Raw genomic sequence first — 18,788 nt, 5'->3', positions numbered from 1 at the left:
ATGTTCATCCTGCGCTTCCTCTGGGCTGTCCTGACCTCGCGTTTCCTGTGGACGCTGATCGGCCTGGCGCTGCTGTCGCTGATCATCTGGGTGTTCGGCCCGATCGTGCGGGTCGGCGACTATGTGCCGATGGCCTCGGAGACGGTGCGCATCGTCATCATTGCGCTGCTGGTGATCTTCTGGCTGATCTGGCTGATCATCGCGCAACGCCGTGCGATCCGTGCCAACCGCATGTTCGTCGCCGAGATCGCAGCACCCGTCGAGGAAAAGCGGCTCAGCCCCGGCGAGGAGAACGTCGCCGCGGTCGGCGCCAAATTTCAGGACGTCATGGTCGAGCTGAAGCGCCGCAAGCTCGGCAACCGCAAATTCCTGCGCGAAATGCCGTGGTATGTCATCGTCGGCCCGCCGGCGACCGGCAAGACGACGGCCTTGCGCCAGTCCGGCCTCAACTTTCCGATCGATCTCACCGACGATCTGCAAGGCATCGGCGGCACGCGCAATTGCGACTGGTTCTTCTCCGAAAACGCGGTGATGATCGACACCGCCGGCCGCTATGTCCAGCAGGAGAGCCAGCCCGACGTCGACGCCGCCGAATGGCTGGGCTTCCTCGACCTGTTGAAGAAGCATCGCGGCCGCCGTGCGCTCAACGGCGTCATCGTCGCGCTTGGAATCGATGCGCTTTCCGAAGGCGACGAAGCCGTCAAGGCGCATGGCCGCAAGATCCGCAGGCGACTGGCCGAACTCGAGGAGCGGCTGGAAATCCGCCTGCCGGTCTATCTCATGCTGACCAAGGCCGATCTCATCAGGGGATTCGAGGCTTTCTTCGGCGGCCTGTCGACACAGGCGCGCGAACAGGTGTGGGGGACGACCTTCCCGCTCGACGCGCGCGTCGATGCCAGGACGATCGCGGGCGAAATCTCGACGCTTTCGAGGGAGCTCGAGAAGCGGCTGGTGCCACGGCTGGAAGATGAGGACAAACTCGCCGAACGGGCCGAGATCTTCCGCTTCCCGGCGCAGCTGCAAAGCCTGTCCGAGCCGATCCAAGTGCTGGTAGAGGCGATGTTCGGCGAGAGCCGCTACGAGGAAGCCGCTTGGCTGCGCGGCCTCTATCTGACGTCGGCGACACAGGAAGGCGCGCCGATCGACCGGCTGACCGCAGCGCTCGCTTCGTCCTTCGGCCTGCCGGCGCGGCGTTCGATGCCGGCGCAGCGCTTTGAAAAGCGCAGCTTCTTCCTCAAGAACCTTCTGACCGAGGTGATCTTCAAGGAGGCCGGGCTCGGCACGTTCGATCCGCTGGCACAGCGCCGCCGCAGCTGGATCTGGCGCGGCGCCGCAGCCGCCTGCGCGGCCGCTGCCATCCTGGCCGGCTCGCTGTTCACCTGGTCCTACTATGACAACCGCAATGCGATTGCCGCGCAGGCCGGCCAGTTCGAGGCACTGCAGGCGCCGCTCACCTCGACCGCCGCGACGCCCGCCTCGGTGCAGCAGCCGGCGATGGACGTTGCCCTCAACGCCATGGATGAGGTCGCCAATGCCAGGACCGGGCCTCCCGACAAGGCGCAGGATCTGCTCGGGCCATCGGCTTCCGCCGAGATGATGCGGGCGCAGACCGACACCTACGATCACGCTTTGCGCAATGTGCTGGAGCCGCGCATGGTGGCGCTGCTTGAAGCGACCATGTGGCGGCAGATCCGCGATCCGGACTTCATGCTGGGCGCGCTGAAGACCTATCGCATGATGACCGGCCTGTCGCAGATGGATTCGGATTTCGTGCAGAATTGGTGGGTGAACGACCTGCCCGAATTCGCGCCGGCCGCTCCCTTCCCGACCGCCGATGCCGAAGAGCATCAGCTGGCCGCGATCCGCCGCATGGCGGTCGACGACAGCTACATAGCGCCCGACCAGGCGCTGGTTGCCGAAGCGCTGAAAACGGTCTGCACCATCTCGCTGCCGGCGCGCGCCTACAAGCAGCTGCTGGCCGACCCGGCGGTGGCCGGATTGAAGGAATGGATCCCCGCCAATTTCGCCGGCCCGAACGGCGCCAAGGTGTTCTCGCGACGCTCCGACAAGACGCTGCGCGTCGGCATATCAGGCGCCTTCACCTATGACGGTTTCCACGATGCGATCCTCGACCGGGTCGAGGACGTCGCCGCCCAGGCGGCACTCGACCGCGCCGTGTTTGCCGGCGGCTGCTCGGAGAATTCCGAAACGTCGGTGTCGGCGCTGTCGGAGGACATCCTCAAGCTCTACTACGACGACTATATCGCGCAGTGGGACAGCTTCCTGCGCGACATGCGGCTGGCGCCGCTCAGCGATCTCAACATCGCCAGCGAGAATCTGAAGGATCTTTCCAGCGCCGATTCCGCCTTGAAGCGGCTGCTGACGGCGGTGGTCCAGGAGGTCGACCTCACCCGCTCCGACGAGGCGCCGGCGACCGACGACAAGGCGGCGGCGAAGGGCGGCTCGAAACTGCTGGGCAAACTCGGCAAGCTCGGCAAGATCGTCAAGACCGGCGCCAAGCTGCTGCCGCGCGCCGGCTCGGCCAGCGAAGTCGACCTGACCGGCTCGCTGGTGGCCGAGCACTTCAAACCGCTCAAGAGCACGATTGCCGAGGTCGACGGCCAGCCGCCGGCGCTCGATGCCGCGGTGGTGGCGCTGACGGCGCTGTCGAATGTGCTGCAGACGGTCACCGCCAATCCCGATCCGCAGGACGCGATCAAAAAACAGGGCGGGCTGGCCGAGCTGACCGGCGCCGTCGCCCGGCAGGCGCAGATCCTGCCCGACCCGGTCAACACGTGGCTCAGCGGCATTGCCGGCGACACCAGCGGGCTCACGCAGAAGGCGGTGGCGTCGGAGCTCAACGCCATCTGGCGCGCCGACATCTTGCCCTTCTGCCAGGCCGCACTCAACGACCGCTATCCGTTCAGCCCCGACAGCGCGGTCGATGTTAATGTCAAAGATTTTGCCCGCCTGTTCGGACCGGCCGGAATGATCGACGCGTTCATAAACGATCACCTGATCGGCTATGTCGACACCTCGGCGCAGCCGTGGAAATGGCGCGCCGATTTCGGCCTCGACCCGTCCGCACTTGCCGCCTTCGAGCAGGCGCGGCGCATTCGCGACGATCTCTTTCCCGGCGGCCAAGGCCCGGTGATGGCCTTTACGCTGGAGCCGACGGATTTGTCGCCGAACGTCACCCGTGTCACGCTCAATCTCGATGGCCAGAGCCTGGTCTATTTCAACAATGCGACGCGGCCGCAGCCGATGACCTGGCCCGGCAAGGACGGTACCGGCGTCATCTCGCTCGCCTTCCAGCCGATCGACGGTTCGCCCGAAATCATGCTCAACGAAACCGGCAGCTGGGCATGGCTGAGGATGCTGCGCGGCGGCCGCTTCACCGGCACCTCGCTGTCCGACGTCTACAGCCTGCGGCTGGGGACGAAAGGCGTGTACGCCGACTTCAAGCTCAAGGCGGCGAGCGTCGAAAATCCCTACAACCTCCAGATGTTCAAGAAATTCTCATGTCCGCCGCAGATATGAACACCGGCTTCTTCGGCAAGATTCCGGCGACCGGAGATTTCGTCGCCGTAAACCTGCCGCGGACTTTCATCGACCGCTGGGACCGGTGGATGTCGATGGAATTGCGCGAGAGGCCAGACGAGGGGGAGCTCGATCCGCGCGTGTGGCGCTTCATCGTCCAGGCCGGCATTTTCGGCGACCAGCCCTGCGCCGGCGTCTGGCGCATGAGCGAGGATCGCGTCGGCCGTCGTTACCCCTTCGCCATCGTGCGGCTCGGCCCGCCGCCAGAGCCTGTCAACAAGTGGTTCGATGCGGTGGCTGAACTGCTCCAGCGCTGTGTGGAGGAACATTCCTCGCAAACGCGGCTGGCCGATTATCTTGAGGAACTGGAGGCACCTGTCGCAGGTGACGACACGCAGAGGATCGCGTTCTGGAGTGACGATTGGGAGGTAAGGGAGTTCAGATTCACCGACATCCACGATCTTGCGGCCAACGCCCTGCCGGCCATGCGCGCGGCGCGGACTGAAGTCGGGGCGCGCTGACCATGGGCAACAGCGTTTATGCCGATGGCATGGGCTTCTTTCACCAGGGTAGCAATGGGAAGGGCATCGCGCCAGGCGACGTGTGCCTGTCACCGCCTACTCCACCCGGCGTCCCGGTGCCGGTTCCGTATGTCAACATGCTTTCGGCGAGCGATCTCACCAAGGGCAGCAAGAGCGTCAAGATCCAGGGCAATCCCACCGCGCTGGAGAGTTCTTCGGAAGTCGCCACCAGCACTGGCGACGAGCCGGCTACCCAGGGCCTCGGCGCGGGAGTTGTAACCCACAAGATCAAGGGCAAGGGTGCGTTCAAGCTGTGGTCGTTCACCGTGAAGGTGGAGGGCAAGGGCGTCGATCGCCACGGCGACCCCATGGGCCAGAACGAGATGAGCGACCCGCCCAACTGCATCGACAGTTCGGCGTTGGTGAATTTCTTCAAGAGCCTCCCAAAGGGGGACCGCTTGAGGAAATGCGCGCGCAAATACAATGGCCGCAAGCATCGCCCGAGCCGGAAGTCGAAACAGGCCAAGAAGGTAAACGGCAAGGCCTGCTGGGAATGCCAGCGCGACCTGGCAAACATGCGCAAGCGGCTTAAAAACGGCGCGAAGCTCCAGACCAGGATCGACAAGCTCAAGGCCAAGATCAACAGGCAGAAAACCAAGGGGCACTACATGATCCATGACCACCAGCCGCCGCTGGTGGTTGCCTGGAGAATGGGCGGATGCCACATGGGTGCGGCGGAGTTCAAGAAGCATTTCTCCAAACCGTCAACGGTCAAGCCGCACTGCACCAGCCACCAGCGAAGCCAGGGCTCAAAAGCCAGGGCGTTTTCCAAGCGCATGAATGCTTCGCACTTCGCATAGAGGGACTAGAAATGGCTGCACTCGACGATGTTCAGACCCGCTACGTGGCAGAGTTGCGCGCTATCGCACCCGAACTCCGCGCGTGGTGGAAACGTATGTGTGCCCTGAGAGGCGAGCAAACCATGCTCACCCGGTGGCCAACCGGTATTTCCGGGCACCCGCGCACGCTTGCCATCTTCCGCAAATACTACTTCGAAATCGAGGCGCTGAACGATGAGGCGATCCTCGAGGAAGAGGACGATGAAGACGACGACATTACCGAGGAGATGTGGGGCGAGGACGACGACGAGGAGGGGGTCGACATTGGCGACCATGCCGAACTGCTGATCTACGACATCGAAGATCTGGCGCCCGATATCTACGAGCTTGTCGACGGCATCTGTTACGTGCCGGTCGGCCTGACCCCGGATGAGGACCCTGTGTGACATGGCACTGATCACCCTTTTCAGCACCGAGGACGGTATAGACAGGTTGCTTGCACAGCCGGGTGATGTGCGCAGTCAGGCCGTGTCTTTCGCCGACATCTCTCTGGAACAGGCTTCGCCGGAGCACGGGCAAGTGTTTGCAAACTACGTCAACGATCTGAAGCTGGCCTACGATATCGCGGAAGCCTGGTGGGAAGATACGATCGAGACCCAGAAAGACCTTGGCCTCAGTCAGAAGAAGGCGATTGCCGAAGCTTTCGACGAGCGCCTCGCAGGTCCCGCATCCAACCCCCATGTGGTCTGGGCCGTTCGCGGCTATTGGATGGAATGCGACCGCATCAACAAATCGGTCGGCAGCAACAAGGCGGTTCCACCCGAAAAACTGCTCCTCAAATGGCTGATCGAGGCGGGCGAGACCGATCTCGTCAGGCTGATCGCGTGCATGCCCTACTGGCCGATCGGGATCGATGAGATGGGTGAGTGGTGCTGAACCATGGCCTTTAACGTCTGGCTCGAGAACCGTACACCTTTCGCCGCCGCCACCCACGTGCAGGTGAATGCCGAGGGCCAGGAGGTGTTGGTGGCGATGTTTTCAGCGAGCTTCGAAGCACCTGGTCAAAATGCCGAACTGAAGCCCGCCGATGAGCAGCTGCCTGTGGCGCTTGGCGATGTACCTTTTGGCGATCCCGCTCTGTCCTCCAATCGCTACGAGGCCGATATAGTGCCGAAGAAGCCTGCGGCCGAAGTTATCGTCAACGGCACGGCGCATGCGCCGAACGGCAAGCCGGTCCGCGAAATGCAAATCGGCCTGAGCATCGGCAGCGTTCGCAAAGTGCTGAATGTTGTCGGCGACCGCATCTACGACGCCGGCAGCTACAGCGCCCCGCATCCGTTCAGAGCCATGCCGATCGTTTACGAACGAGCCTATGGCGGCACCACGCCGGACGGGAAGATGGAGCTGCGCAATCCGGTCGGTGTGGGGTTCCACCATGCCCGGTCGGCCGATCCGGCGGTCAACACGCAGGCGCCCAATGTCACCTATCCGGGAGAACCTTTCCTCAGTCCTTCCGACCGACCGAAGCCAGCCGGATTTGGCGCGCTCGGTCGCGGTTGGCAGCCACGCATCGGCTACGCCGGAACCTACGACCAAGCATGGATTGACACGCAATGGCCTTTGCCGCCGGCGGATTTCGACCCGCGGTACAATCTTTGTGCCCCACCCGATCAGCACTTGCCGCACTCCAGTGGCCGTGAAGACGTTTCGCTGGTTGGCCTCACTCCGACCGGACGGTGGGACTTCCGGCTGCCGCGCATCGTGGCGCCGATACGATTGGTCTATGACGACCGCGTCGAGGAACACGTTTTTCACGCCGATACCGTGATCATCGAACCGGATCTCTGGCGCGTATCGCTGAAGGCGCGCCTTTCCCTTGTCACCAAGCGCAATGCCCCTGCCCTGCGCGAGATTGTTTTCGGTCACGTCTCACCGGTGCTGCTGAGCGCGTTGCGCAAACGCAAAGCCTACGTGAACCCGCTTGGCGGCGACGGCACGCTGCGCGGCCAGCCGGTTTGGCAGCCATGAAACGGCCGCTTTATGTCGCGGGTGGTGGCGCGGTTACCGCTGCCGGGCTCAATGCCCGGCAGACACTTGCCGCAATCCGGGCAAGTCTTTCGGCTTTCGAGGAAATGACCCTGGCCGAACCGTTCGGCGCTGTTCAGATCGTCGCGCGGATTCCCACGCATCATCAGTTACGACGTACAGACGGCGAGTGGCTGGTCAACATGGCCGCACGCGCCGCAAACGAAGCGCTTCGCACCGGTACATGCACCTCGGAAGCGACCGCTATCCTGCTCACCCCACCCGAAAGCTTTCGCAAACACCCAGCCTATCAGGATATTGCGCCACCAGAGTTCCTCGCCGCGGTTATCAAGGCCACCGGCAAGGAGTTTCATGCAGCTTCGCGAGCAACCGACGGCGGCGCGGCCGCAAGCATTGGCTTGCTTGAACGCGCGTTGGAAATCATGGAACAGCAAGGCGTCAAGCAAGTTCTGCTCGGCGGTGTCGACAGCCTCGTCAACGACACGGATCTGGCTCGACTGGGACAGGCTGGGCGCCTCAAGGGGGAGGACAACGCACAAGGCCTTGTTCCGGGCGAAGCGGCAGCCTTCGTCCGGCTGACCCGCAGCCCGGAAGGCAAATCGCATGTCCATGCCGCCATCCATGGCGTCGGCGTGGCCCAAGAAAAGGACAGTGTCCTGTCGGATCGCTACAGCCAAGGCCGCGCCCTGCTCGGCGCCCTGCGCGATGCGGTAGCCGGATCTGGGCCCTCCGAGCCCGAAATCGATTTCGTCATCAGCAACAGCAATGGCGAGCGTTACAGCGGCCTGGAGCAACTGATTGCACGGCCGCGCTTCTATCGCACACGTCGCGAAAGGCTGCCTACCGCCTATCCGGCCATGACGATCGGCGATGTCGGAGCCGCCGGTGGAGCACTCGCCCTTATGCTGGCCGCCGACAGTTTTCTCAAAGACTACGCGCCAGGCCCGACGGTTGCCTGCGAACTCGCCTCCGAGAACGGCCTGCGGGCGGCAGCGATAGTGGCCCGCATGACCCAGCGATAGAGTTGCGAACACTCAACTCGACCGGTTACCACTTGGGTCGATGCTTTCGAAGTCACATCCAGGCGGGAAATCGGCGCGTGCCGCGCCAATCTGTCAGCGGCGCGTCGGGTGTAGCGATTGCCGCGCGCAGAGCGTCGAGCCGTAACCGGCGCATGGACCTGAAAGGACGGTGATCGCGTCCGCCACGCCCTTGATCCCACCATGGTTCGACGCGATCGGCCGCCGGCAGCGAGCTGTCTTCGAGATGGGCAAAATCCTTGCCAAGAACAGCAGGATCGGCAACAAAAAGATCGGTGTCGCCAAAATCCACTTCGAAGAGATCGCGAAGCGCGGCACCCGCTGCCGATGCCAGTTCAGGATCGCGCATCTTCTCGATCAGCCACGGCATGACCGCGCGATCGCCGAAGAGGCCGATTGATGCGGTGGCGGCCACGCGCGATACGGGTTGTTCAAGGTGCGATTGCAGCCAGGTCTTGCTGGGCTTCGGCGGCGTCGTCAGCAGGCGCAGTTCGATGGCAGCCTTCGCCTGGTCTGGCTGCGTCAACACGATCTTGTCGATTACCGGATGCGCGGACCGGGCCTCGCCAAGCAGGCAAGCAGCGAAGGCCGCCGCAAGACGTTCTTTCGCGGTCTCGCCATCAAGGCCAGCCAAGACCGCTGGAAGGAGGTCGCGCCGCCTTAGCGCGCCGGCGAGCCGGACGGCGCGCCAGCGGACGCTCGCGTCGGAATGGCTGGCAAGATCAAGCAGGCGCGGTCCCGGATCGACACGATGATGCCACAGCGCAGACAGCCCTAGGCAGCGAAGCCGCGCGTCGCGCGTGTCCAGCCACTGCGCCACGAACGGCCGAAGATTTTCGCGCGGCGTGCGCGCGATCGCACCAGACAGGCTCGATATGCCGGCTTCACCCAAGCTTGCGCTGGCGTCGATCGCGGAGGTCACCAGCTTGGCATCGCTCCAACGCATCGCCAGGGTGCCGAGCACGAAGAGTTCACCCGGTTTGGCGTAGTCGGTGAAGAGCGCCTGGGCAGCCGCCCAGCCGGCGTTGCCGGCTGCCATGAGCCCTTCGAGGTTGGCTTCGAGCCGCTGGTCGATGCGGCCGATATCGGTCTCGTCGAGGATTGGACCGTCGATCTCCTGACGACGGCGCAGCCAAAGGAACGCCGCGTCCTCGGCATGCTGGTCCACGATGGCCGCGATGGTCGCGATGCGGTGCATCGGTACGCCTCAGTTGAGATGCACGGCCCCGCCGCGTATGCGGTTGGTGCCGCTGGCCTGGCTGGTCAACTGGGTACCACGAATGGTGACGCGGCCATTCTTCTCCAGAATGATCGATGCCAGGCCGCAGCGCAGTTCTATGCGCTCATCGCCGGTGATGACGACACGCTCGCCGTCACGAATGACTTCAAGGCTCCTGCTGCGGGGCGCCGGATCGACGATACGCCCGACCACCAGCGGTCGCGTCGGGTCGCCGCCCTCGAAGAGCAAGGCGAGCTCGGACCCGATCGCCGAAACGTCCAGCTCCGTCAGGCTGCGCGCCGCAATCGCGGTCTGGCGCGGGTTGCCGACGAAAACAACCAGTGGCGCCCCACCTTCGAAACCGATCAGCAGGCCGATCACGACGCCGTCGATACGCTCCAGCACTTCCATGATGACGTCCTCAGTTGTTGTTGATCGTGCTTCCCTTGACGACCACGTCGCCATCGGCCTTGACGGTGATCTTGCCGCTGCCCAGGAGCGAAATATCCTTGCCGTCGGCAACGATGGTGCCATCCTTTTTCAGGATGATCGAGGCTGACCCGCATTTGAGCGTGATCGAGTCACCCGCCTCTATCACCAGGTTCTTGCCGACCTTGATCGAGCTGTCTTCCGTGATGTCGATGCCGCTGCCCTTGCCGACCTTGAGCATGTGCCCGCCATCAATCTCGGTCGCGTCATCGGCGCCAATTTTCGCCGATCTGGCTTTGCCGATCTGCGATGCCTGAGCGCCGCCGACAGTGAAGCTCTGATCCGCGCCGACATTAACAGTCTGGGCTGCCGCAATGTTCCAGCTGTCGGCCGCCCCTATGTCGTGGCTCTGCGCCGCGCCGACCGTGACCGAGCGCGAAGCACCGATGGTGTTGGTCTGTATCGCGCCCACAGTCCTGGTCTCAGCGGCCCCGACCGAATCGATCCGAGCCGCGCCCACCGTGATCGTCTGGACGATCGCCACGGTCTGCGTGTGATTGGCACCGATCGTCTCCGTGGAGTTCGAGCCGATGCCGATCGTCTCGTTCGACCCGACCGTCAGTGAGCGGTTCGTCCCCACCGTCTCGGTGTCGTTGTTGCCGATATTTGTGGTCTGGTCGACGCCGACCTTGACCGTCTTGTTGTTGCCGACGTCCTCATCGAGGTTGTGGCCGACGGAGTGCTTGGCGTCGTGGTCGATGCGGTCGGACTGGTCGTGCTGTACCGTCTTGTTCCGGTCGTGCTTGATCAGAAGGTGGTGATCCTTCTGCGCCTGGAAATTGACGAGCTCCGAGCCGGTCTTGTCCTCGAACATCAGCTCGTTGTAGCCGCCGCCGCCCTTCGACGAATTGGATTTCCAGCCCGACTGCGTGGCGTTGCCGGGCAGCCCGTAGGGCGGCATCTGCGAGGCGTTGTAGACCCGGCCGGTGATGATCGGCAGATCCGGATTGCCTTCGATGAAATCGACGATCACTTCCTGGCCGATGCGCGGGATCTGGATGAAGCCCCAGCCGCTGCCGGCCCAGGTCTGCGACACGCGCACGAAGCAGGAGCTCTTCTGGTCCTTCTTGCCGAGGCGGTCCCAGTGGAACTGCACTTTCACCCGGGCATATTTGTCGGTGAAGATTTCCTCGCCGGAGGGGCCGACCACGGTCGCCGTCTGCGGCCCGCGCATGATCGGGCGGTGCGTAATCCTCGGCGGCCGATAAGGCACCGAGGTCGGCGCGAGGCCAAGCACCACCTTGAAATTCTCCCCGTCGGTGTTGACGCCGGCGCGATAGCCCGGATCGAACAGCCGGTATTCGGCGCTGACCACCATATATTCCTTGTTCTGATCCTTGCGGGGAAAGCCGTCGAGCTTGAACGTACAGCCGGAGAAAAGACCGCGCACCGTGCCGACGGCGGCGATGCGCATGTGTGGCGCCTGGATCTCCTCGCGCCTGATCGCCGCCAGGCTGTCGCCGCGGCCGACTTCCAGATGGGCGCCGGGGTGGCGGTAGTTCTCGCCTGCGGCCTGCTTGTGGCCGAAGGGCTGCGCCGACTTCGCCATCAGGTCAGCGGCGGGCTTCTCGAAATCGTAGTCGGTGTGGGCATAGGCGCCGGGGCGCACCGCACTGCCTGGAATCCATTCGGTGATGTATTCGACGTCGCGGCGTGAGCCCTGTCCTTCGAACTGATAGAGCACGGTCTCATAGCCCGGCGCCGGCTTCAGCTTGCTCATGGCGTCGGCCAGGATCAGTTTGTGCTCGCCCTCGGCGTGCTCGAAGAAGTACATTATGCCTTCGTGCTCGAGCAGCCGCTGCACGAAATCGAGGTCGCTCTCATCGTACTGCACGCAATATTCGCGCGGCGGATAGGAGCCCTGCAGGCGCTTCTCGAACTTGGCGATGCCGCCATATTTGGAGAATATCTCCTCGACGATCTCGACGGCGGTCTTGTCCTGGAAGATGCGGCAGTCGGTGGTATTGCCGAGGAACCACAGCCACGGCCTGACGACCGCCTCGTAATAGGCCAACCGATCCTCGATGCGGGTGAGACGAAACTCGGCGACAAGGCCGCTGAACCAGCGCTTGGGATCGGACTCGCCTTCGATCGAAACGACGCCGCCCAGCATCTTCAGCGGATCGATATCCGCATTGGTGCTGACAAACCCCACCGTGTAGGCAAGACAGCGGCTGATCTCGTCGCGGCCGACGAGATGCGTGAAGGTCAACAGCTCGGCGCCGACCGGCGTCTGCACAAGTGCGGCGCGTTGTTCACTCGGCATGGGTCGTGCCCCTCCTGGACGCGGCCGGAGCATGATCCCGAAAAGTGGGTCCGGTTTTCGGAAACGATCATGCTCAAACAAGGAAGTAGAGCCCCATCCCGACCTGTCGGGATGGAACAGGCTCTAGTGTGGCAGGTTCGAAGCCCTTCTTGTGTTAACGACCTCACGTTCAGGGACATTTCGCAACTTGCCACCCCAGGCCGTGTTGAGCCTACCACATGTTCTGTGGCAGACCAAAGAGGACGAGCGACTGTCAGGTCCTGTTTGCGCCGCTGTCGCCAGTGTGAAACGCCGCTCTCCCGCTGTGCCCGCAAGCTGCTAGACTGTGGCGCATCGGATCAATGGGAACGCCAGCGGTCGACAGGCATATCGCATGTTCATCAGTCTGCAGATCAGCAATGTCGATGTCCTGCCCGCAGGGCTGCCGCCCGGCTACGCATCGCGCGACCGCGGATTCGAAATCGGGCGCGAGAACTGCGCCTGGACCTTGCCCGACCCGGACAAATTCATCTCCGGCCGGCACTGCGAGATCCGCTACCAAGGCGGCGCGTTTTTTCTCTACGACGTCTCGCGCAACGGCACTTTCGTCAATGGGTCGAGCCAGCGGTTGAGCGGCCCGCACCGGCTCGCGCAAGGTGACCGGCTCCGGATCGGTCGCTATACCGTGGCGGTTTCGATCGATGACGGGAACGCGGCCTTCGGTGGCCATGGTTCGACGCAACGGCAGATGCCCGTTGCCGGATCCTTTCCGGACCATGTCGCATCGCCACGGTCTCCGACCGCGCCACCCGCATCGGGCTCCAGCCGGCCACAGCAGGCCGACGAGATCCTGCGCGCGATTGCCGCTGGCGCCGGCATTCCGCCGGAAGTGCTCCTGCTGCGCCAGCCGCATGAGGTGGCCGGCGAAATCGGCGCCGTATTGCGGATCGTCGTTGACGAACTGGTGCTGCTGTTGAAGGCGCGCGCCGCCGCGAAGGTCCTGGCCAAGACCAGCGATCGAACGATGATCAACGCCGCCGACAACAATCCGCTGAAATTCGTGCCCGGGACAGACGAAATCCTCGACATCATGTTTGCCCGCCGCAGGGCCGGCTATCTCGATGCCAGACACAGCATCGAAGACGCCTTCCACGACCTCAAGACGCATGAATTCGCCACCTTCGCCGCCATGCAGGCGGCTCTGGCGCGGTTGCTCGATGATCTGTCACCCGAGGCGATCGCCAAGAAACTGCCGCCGTCCTCCTTTGCCTCGAAGAAGACGCGCGCCTGGGACGCGCTGGTCGCAACGTGGCGGGCCAAGGAGGAGGCGCACGAGAACGGCCTCCTCGACATATTCCTCACCTATTTCAGCGAAGCCTATGCCAAGGCCGCCAAACAGAAACCGGTAGGCAAGAGCTGACCTCGCCTGCCACGAGGCCGATGCGGGCACCGGCTGGCGACCAAAATTGCGCCGGGTTTCAATCGGAACCTTCTGAGACTACGATCACATACGACAATTGAGCACGCGGGTACGGTTGGTCGACCTCGGGGGTCTGCGGCAGATGTCATGTCACGGCGAGACAGCGTCCTGTGGTCCGCGTTCGCGCGGACATGGCGCCGTGCGTCGCGTGACGCGCGCGTAGAGGCAGGGACCGGCGATGAGCTCGAAGGACGATCCTTTCGATCCGGCCGGCAAGACCGTCATCCGCCCAAGCCGCCCCAATCCCGGCCGCAAGCAAAAGACGGTTCTCGCCCGCGATGCGCCGGCGCCCGACAGCACCGTGATTGCCCCTGCCGGCATTCCGGAGCCGACGGTTTTCGATCCCAACGCCGGCCGCCAGCCGCCAGCGCAGGCCGACGTCACGGGGACCGTGATCTATCAAGGCGCGCCTTTCACTGAGGCATCTGCCGATCCGTCGTTTCCGGCCGCAGCGGTGGGGAAAACGCCGTGGGATGCGCTGCTCGGCGCCAGCGACGGCATCGACTATGGAACGGCTAACCCGATCGTCGCCGCCGCGGCGCCCCTGCTGATGCTGCTTGGGCACCTGCGGCTGGTGGCCGTCGAAAGACAGACGGAGCCGCTGGCGGGGCATGTCGCCGGACTGATCGAGGATTTCGACCGCAAGATCGCCCGGACCGATACCTCGGAAGAGGATGCGCGCATCGCCAGCTATGTGCTTTGCGAAGCCGCCGACGACATCATCGCCAACCTGCCCGGCTCCAGCCGGGATGGATGGGCGCAACACGCCATGCTGTCGCGCTTCTTCCAGGTCAAACCCACCGGCGCCGGCTTCTTCCAGGCGCTGAACACGGTGCTGGCGACGCCCGAGCCGCACCGCAACCTCATCGAACTGATGCATGTCTGCATGTCGCTCGGCTTCGAAGGCCAGTATCGCGGCCAGGCGCGCGAGGGCCTGGAGCGTGTCCGCCGCGACGTCTACGAGACGCTGGCCTATTTCCGCGTCCCCGGTGACGACGACATCTCGCCGCGCTGGCGAGGCCTGTCGCTGACGTCAGCGCAAGGCTCCAGGCGAATTCCACTCTGGGCCATCGCCGCAGCGACGGCGGCGGTTTTGACAGCAGCCTTTTTCACGCTGCGCGTTCTCATCACCAATGACGGCGAGGCCGTTGCCGGCGAATTGCTGGCGCTCAATCCGGCGACGCCGGTCACCATCGAGCGTGCCGCCTTCGTGCCGCTGACCGACGAGGTGAAAGTCGTCGCAGCACCGACGACGATTGCGCAGGTCGATCGCATCCGCGCCGCCCTGGGCAAGGAGATCGAAGCTGGCGGCGTCAGCGTCGGCACCAAGGGCGATTTCATTGTCGTGGAAATCAGCAATGCCTTGCTGTTCCAGTCCGGTCAGGCCGACGTCAAAGTCGAATTCGAACCGGTTGCCATCAGCATCGCGGCCGCTCTCAATGCCGAGCGCGGGCCGATCCGGATCGTCGGCCACACCGACAACGTCAAGCCGAAGAAGACCAGTGCCTTCAAGTCGAATTTCGACCTCTCCGTTGCCCGGGCGCAATCGGTCGAAAAGATGATCGCGGCGCATTTCAGCGATCCGTCGCGGACAAAGGTCGAGGGCAAGGGCGAGGACGAGCCGATCGCCGACAATGCAACACCGGAGGGCCGCGCCAAAAACCGCCGTGTCGATGTAATGATCCCGCGGGAGGAGACGCTGTGACCGGCTGGCTGCTGCGCATCTTCAGCACGCTCGCGCTCGCCGGCTTTGCCGCCGCGGTCTGGTTCGCCGGCCCCTTGATCCGCTTCGACGGCGGCCGGCCTCTCGACCCCGTCTGGCTGCGCGCAGTGATCGTCGGCTTTGTCGTTGGAACGGCAGTGGTCATTTATGCAGTCAGGCTCTGGCGAAGGCGCAAGGCGCAGAAAGCGCTGGAAGCCGCCATGGCCAGCGCAGAGGATGACGGCAGCGACGCAAAGCTGCTGGAAGCCCGCATGACCGAAGCGGTTGCCACGCTCAGGCAGTCGAGCGGCAGGCGCAACTTCCTCTACGAAGTGCCCTGGTACATCGTCATCGGCCCGCCGGGTGCCGGCAAGACCACCGCACTGGTCAATTCCGGGTTGAACTTTCCGCTTGCCGGGTCGGGCCAGGCGCAGCCGGTGGCAGGCGTTGGCGGCACGCGCAACTGCGACTGGTGGTTCACTGACGAGGCGGTGCTGATCGATACGGCCGGGCGCTACACCACGCAGGACTCGCATGCTGGGACCGACAGCAAAAGCTGGCTCGCCTTCCTGTCGCTGCTCAAGCGGCATCGGACGCGGCAGCCGATCAATGGAGTCATCCTGGCGATCAGCCTTGCCGACCTGATGGCGGACGGCGAGCAGGCCGCCCATGTTGCCGAGATTCGCAGTCGCCTGCAGGAAATCCATGCGGTCCTGAAGGTCCGCTTTCCGGTCTATGTGCTGTTCACCAAAGCCGACCTGGTCTCGGGATTTATGGAGACTTTCGGCGGTTTCGATGAAGCACGCCGGCGCCAGGTCTGGGGCGCAACCTTTCAGACCGCCGAGCGCGGCCTGAACATGGTCGGCGAGGCCCCGGCCGAGTTCGACGCGCTGGTGAAGCGCCTGAGCGAGGAGATGAGCGAACGCCTGCAGGCTGAGACCGACCCCGTCGCCCGTATCGCCATTTTCGGCTTCGCCGCGCAGCTCGGCGCGCTGAAGAGCCGGATCGTGCATTTCCTCGATGGCGTCTTCGAGCCGGCGCGCAAGCAGCTGAACGCACCCTTGCGCGGCCTGTATTTTTCCTCAGGCACGCAAGAAGGCACGCCGATCGACCAGCTGCTCGGCAGCATCGGCCGCAGTTTCGGCAGACAAGCCCAGGCGCATCTTTCCGGCACCGGCAAAAGCTTCTTCCTGCACGATCTGTTGAGCCGCGTCATCTTCGCGGAGTCCGGTTGGGTGTCCTATGACAAGGCGGCCGACAGGCGGGCTACGATCGTCCGCTATGCCGGCCTGGCGACGATCGTAGCCATAGCGGCGGCCGGACTTGGCGTCCTCGGCATGAGCTTCGCTGCCAACAGATCGCTGATTGCGGCCACCAGCCAGGCAGCCGGCCAATATCGCCAGACAGCCGCGCCGCTGCTCGCAAACACGACGATCTCCGATGCGGACCTCGAAACCGTCATCGGCGCGCTCGATGCGCTGCGCAGCCTGCCGGCCGGCTATGACGCGAAAGACCAGCCGACGCCGGCCAAGGCGACGTTCGGCCTCAGCCAGCGTGAGCGTATCCTGTCCGCCTCGGAGACTGCCTACCGGCAGGGGCTGGAGCGGATGTTCCGCTCGCGCCTGCTGTTCCAGCTCGAACGCACGATCGAGGCCAGGATGGCCGATCCGATGGCGCTGTATGAGCCGTTGAAGATCTACCTGATGCTGGGCGGCAAGGCGCCGAAAGTGGATGACGAGCTGGTCGTAACCTGGCTGAAGCGGGACTGGGAACAGAACCGCTACCCCGGCGCGCACAATCGTGACGGGCGGGCGCAACTGGAGAAGCATCTGCGCGCCATGCTGGCGCTCGACGACGACCAGGACCCCTCGTTCGAGCTCAACCGTTCGCTGGTCGAATCCGCCCAGCGCTCGCTCGGCCGCATGACGCTGGCCGACCGTGCCACCGCGCTCATCCAGTCGGCCACCTATGCGGCGGAACTGAGCGACTTTTCGGTGACCTCACAAGCCGGCCCGGAGGCGCCGGTGCTGTTCGAACGTAATGACGGAAACGATCTCGCCGGCCTTCGCGTCCCCGGTCTCTACACACATGCCGGCTTCGACTTCTATCTGGCGCAGCTGGCCAAGGTGGCGCAGGCGCTGGTCGATGACCAGTGGGTGATCGGCAGCGGCGGCGAGCAAGGCGGTTTCGACCAGGACTTGCTCAAGCTCGGCCCCGAGCTTCTCGATCGCTATGGCAAGGGTTTTGCCGGGGCGTGGAACGAGGTGCTCGACAGGTTGAAGTTCAAGGCAATGGCCGCCGACAAGCCGCAATATCTGGCGCTGTCCGCAGCCGGTTCGCCGACCTCGCCGCTGATGCAGCTGTTCGAGGCGATCGCGCGCGAAACAGCTTTGACGCAAGAGCGCAATCCGGCCGCGCCTTCCCAGGACAGCGACCAGGAAGCCGCCGCGCGGGCCAAGGGCCTCGCCCGCATCGGCATCGAGCTCGCGGCGCGCAAGTCGCAGAGCCGGGCCGGGACCGCATTTGTGAGCACGCAGAGCCAGGATCCCGGCGCCAATATCGAAGCCCAGTTCCGGTCTTTCCAAGCTTTGGTGACCGGTGCGCCCGGCCAACGGCCGCTCGATGCCCTGACCCAGAATTTCCGCGAAATCTATCAAAGCGTGCGGCTGGCGGCCGATGTCCCCGCGCAGACGGACCAGGCCAACGCCAATCTGCAGCTGCAGATCTCGACGCTGCGCGCCAATGCCTCGCGGCTGCCGAAGGCGCTGGCCAGGATGGTGAGTGCGGCGGCGGATGATTTCGAGGGCACCGTCGCCGAAACATCGACCACGCATCTCAACGAAATGCTGGAAGAGACAGTCGGACGTCCGTGTGAAGAGGTGATTGCCGGACGCTTTCCATTCGCCCCCGCCGGCACCGACGATGTCGCCATGGCGGATTTTGCCAGATTGTTTTCTCCGGGCGGTGTCCTGGACCGGTTCTTCGCGCAGAACCTGGCGTCGCTGGTCGACATGAGCGGCCAGGACTGGGACTGGAAGCAGGATACCAAGTTCGGCCGCAATCTGGCGAAATCGACGCTCAGGAACTTCCAGCTTGCGGCGCAAATCCGCGCCGCCTTCTTTCCGCTTGGTGGCCCAGTACCGTCGATCAACATTACCTTCACGCCGCTGTCGTTGCATGGCGATGCCGACATGGCGCTGCTCAACATCGATGGCCAGGTGCTGCAGGCAACCCAGGCCGGCAACACGCCGGGCCTGATCCCGTGGCCGGGCAAGACCGGCTCGGCCAGTCTCAGCCTGACGCCGGAGCTGCCGGGGCGCGAGTCCGCAATCAAATTCGACGGCCCCTGGGCGTTGAAACGATTGCTGGACAAGGGACAGGTCACCGCCAATGGCGACAGTCTCGAAGCGCGTTTCGTCATCGGCGGGCGCGATGTCGCCTACACGATCAAGACCGGGGAGGACGGCAACCCATTCACGCTGCCGGCACTTTCCGCCTTCAGCTGTCCGAAGGCTTTCTGATGGGGAATTGCATGGCGGGATCGGCGATTGCGGGGCGTAGAGACAGCCGCGGCACCCCACCGTCCGCCATCAGCGGCTTAGATTTCGATACTCTAATGGATGGGCCTGTGGCAGACTGGCGAGGCACGTCAGCCAAGGCGTTGCGG

13 protein-coding genes are annotated in these 18,788 nt (G+C 64.0%); 10 read left to right on the top strand and 3 right to left on the bottom strand.

Features of this window, described 5'->3' with window-relative positions:
* The 7 genes from tssM (ACWGTO_RS04220) to ACWGTO_RS04190 all read left to right on the top strand — a co-directional run bounded on the left by tssM (ACWGTO_RS04220) (position 1) and on the right by ACWGTO_RS04190 (position 7,968).
* Positions 1 to 3,540, top strand: coding sequence for a type VI secretion system membrane subunit TssM (tssM, locus tag ACWGTO_RS04220; protein ID WP_454573613.1), 3,540 nt, complete (start codon positions 1 to 3; stop codon positions 3,538 to 3,540).
* Positions 3,522 to 4,061: a type VI secretion system-associated protein TagF gene (gene tagF / locus ACWGTO_RS04215; RefSeq protein ID WP_454573612.1), complete on the top strand. Its 540-nt coding sequence runs from the start codon at positions 3,522 to 3,524 to the stop codon at positions 4,059 to 4,061. The genes tssM (ACWGTO_RS04220) and tagF overlap by 19 nt, the downstream gene beginning before the upstream one ends.
* Before the next feature lie 2 nt (positions 4,062 to 4,063).
* Complete coding sequence (locus ACWGTO_RS04210; RefSeq protein WP_454573611.1) at positions 4,064 to 4,921, top strand: DUF4150 domain-containing protein; 858 nt, start codon at positions 4,064 to 4,066, stop codon at positions 4,919 to 4,921.
* A gap of 11 nt (positions 4,922 to 4,932) precedes the next feature.
* Entirely contained in the window at positions 4,933 to 5,346 is a 414-nt protein-coding gene (locus tag ACWGTO_RS04205; protein ID WP_454573610.1) for a hypothetical protein, read from the top strand.
* 1 nt (position 5,347) lies between these two features.
* A complete protein-coding gene (locus tag ACWGTO_RS04200) occupies positions 5,348 to 5,836 on the top strand; it encodes a hypothetical protein (protein WP_454573609.1) in 489 nt (162 codons plus the stop codon).
* A 3-nt stretch (positions 5,837 to 5,839) separates the two neighbouring features.
* The gene (locus tag ACWGTO_RS04195; RefSeq protein WP_454573608.1) at positions 5,840 to 6,928 is read left to right on the top strand and encodes a DUF2169 family type VI secretion system accessory protein; all 1,089 of its coding nucleotides are present in this window, start codon (positions 5,840 to 5,842) and stop codon (positions 6,926 to 6,928) included.
* A 104-nt stretch (positions 6,929 to 7,032) separates the two neighbouring features.
* A complete protein-coding gene (locus ACWGTO_RS04190; protein WP_454573607.1) occupies positions 7,033 to 7,968 on the top strand; it encodes a hypothetical protein in 936 nt (311 codons plus the stop codon).
* Positions 7,969 to 8,020: 52 nt separating this feature from the next.
* Here the strand turns inward: ACWGTO_RS04190 and ACWGTO_RS04185 are convergent, their stop codons facing one another.
* The 3 genes from ACWGTO_RS04185 to ACWGTO_RS04175 are packed head-to-tail and all read right to left on the bottom strand — an operon-like array spanning position 8,021 to position 11,960.
* The gene (locus tag ACWGTO_RS04185; RefSeq protein ID WP_454573606.1) at positions 8,021 to 9,184 is read right to left on the bottom strand and encodes a hypothetical protein; all 1,164 of its coding nucleotides are present in this window, start codon (positions 9,182 to 9,184) and stop codon (positions 8,021 to 8,023) included.
* A 9-nt stretch (positions 9,185 to 9,193) separates the two neighbouring features.
* The gene (locus ACWGTO_RS04180; RefSeq protein WP_454573962.1) at positions 9,194 to 9,619 is read right to left on the bottom strand and encodes a DUF6484 domain-containing protein; all 426 of its coding nucleotides are present in this window, start codon (positions 9,617 to 9,619) and stop codon (positions 9,194 to 9,196) included.
* A 7-nt stretch (positions 9,620 to 9,626) separates the two neighbouring features.
* The gene (locus tag ACWGTO_RS04175) at positions 9,627 to 11,960 is read right to left on the bottom strand and encodes a type VI secretion system Vgr family protein (RefSeq protein ID WP_454573605.1); all 2,334 of its coding nucleotides are present in this window, start codon (positions 11,958 to 11,960) and stop codon (positions 9,627 to 9,629) included.
* 373 nt (positions 11,961 to 12,333) lie between these two features.
* Between ACWGTO_RS04175 and tagH the strand changes: the two genes are divergently transcribed.
* The 3 genes from tagH to tssM (ACWGTO_RS04160) all read left to right on the top strand — a co-directional run bounded on the left by tagH (position 12,334) and on the right by tssM (ACWGTO_RS04160) (position 18,642).
* Positions 12,334 to 13,359, top strand: a complete 1,026-nt coding sequence (gene tagH / locus ACWGTO_RS04170) for a type VI secretion system-associated FHA domain protein TagH (RefSeq protein WP_454573604.1) — start codon at positions 12,334 to 12,336, stop codon at positions 13,357 to 13,359.
* A 238-nt stretch (positions 13,360 to 13,597) separates the two neighbouring features.
* Positions 13,598 to 15,124, top strand: a complete 1,527-nt coding sequence (gene tssL / locus ACWGTO_RS04165; protein WP_454573603.1) for a type VI secretion system protein TssL, long form — start codon at positions 13,598 to 13,600, stop codon at positions 15,122 to 15,124.
* Positions 15,121 to 18,642, top strand: coding sequence for a type VI secretion system membrane subunit TssM (gene tssM, locus ACWGTO_RS04160; RefSeq protein ID WP_454573602.1), 3,522 nt, complete (start codon positions 15,121 to 15,123; stop codon positions 18,640 to 18,642). Before tssL ends, tssM (ACWGTO_RS04160) begins: the two co-directional genes overlap by 4 nt.
* Positions 18,643 to 18,788 lie beyond the last annotated feature (146 nt).

The organism is Mesorhizobium sp. PL10, assembly GCF_053714315.1.
Note: the sequence above shows the minus strand (reverse complement) of the source record. Positions and strands in the feature narration are given on the sequence as shown.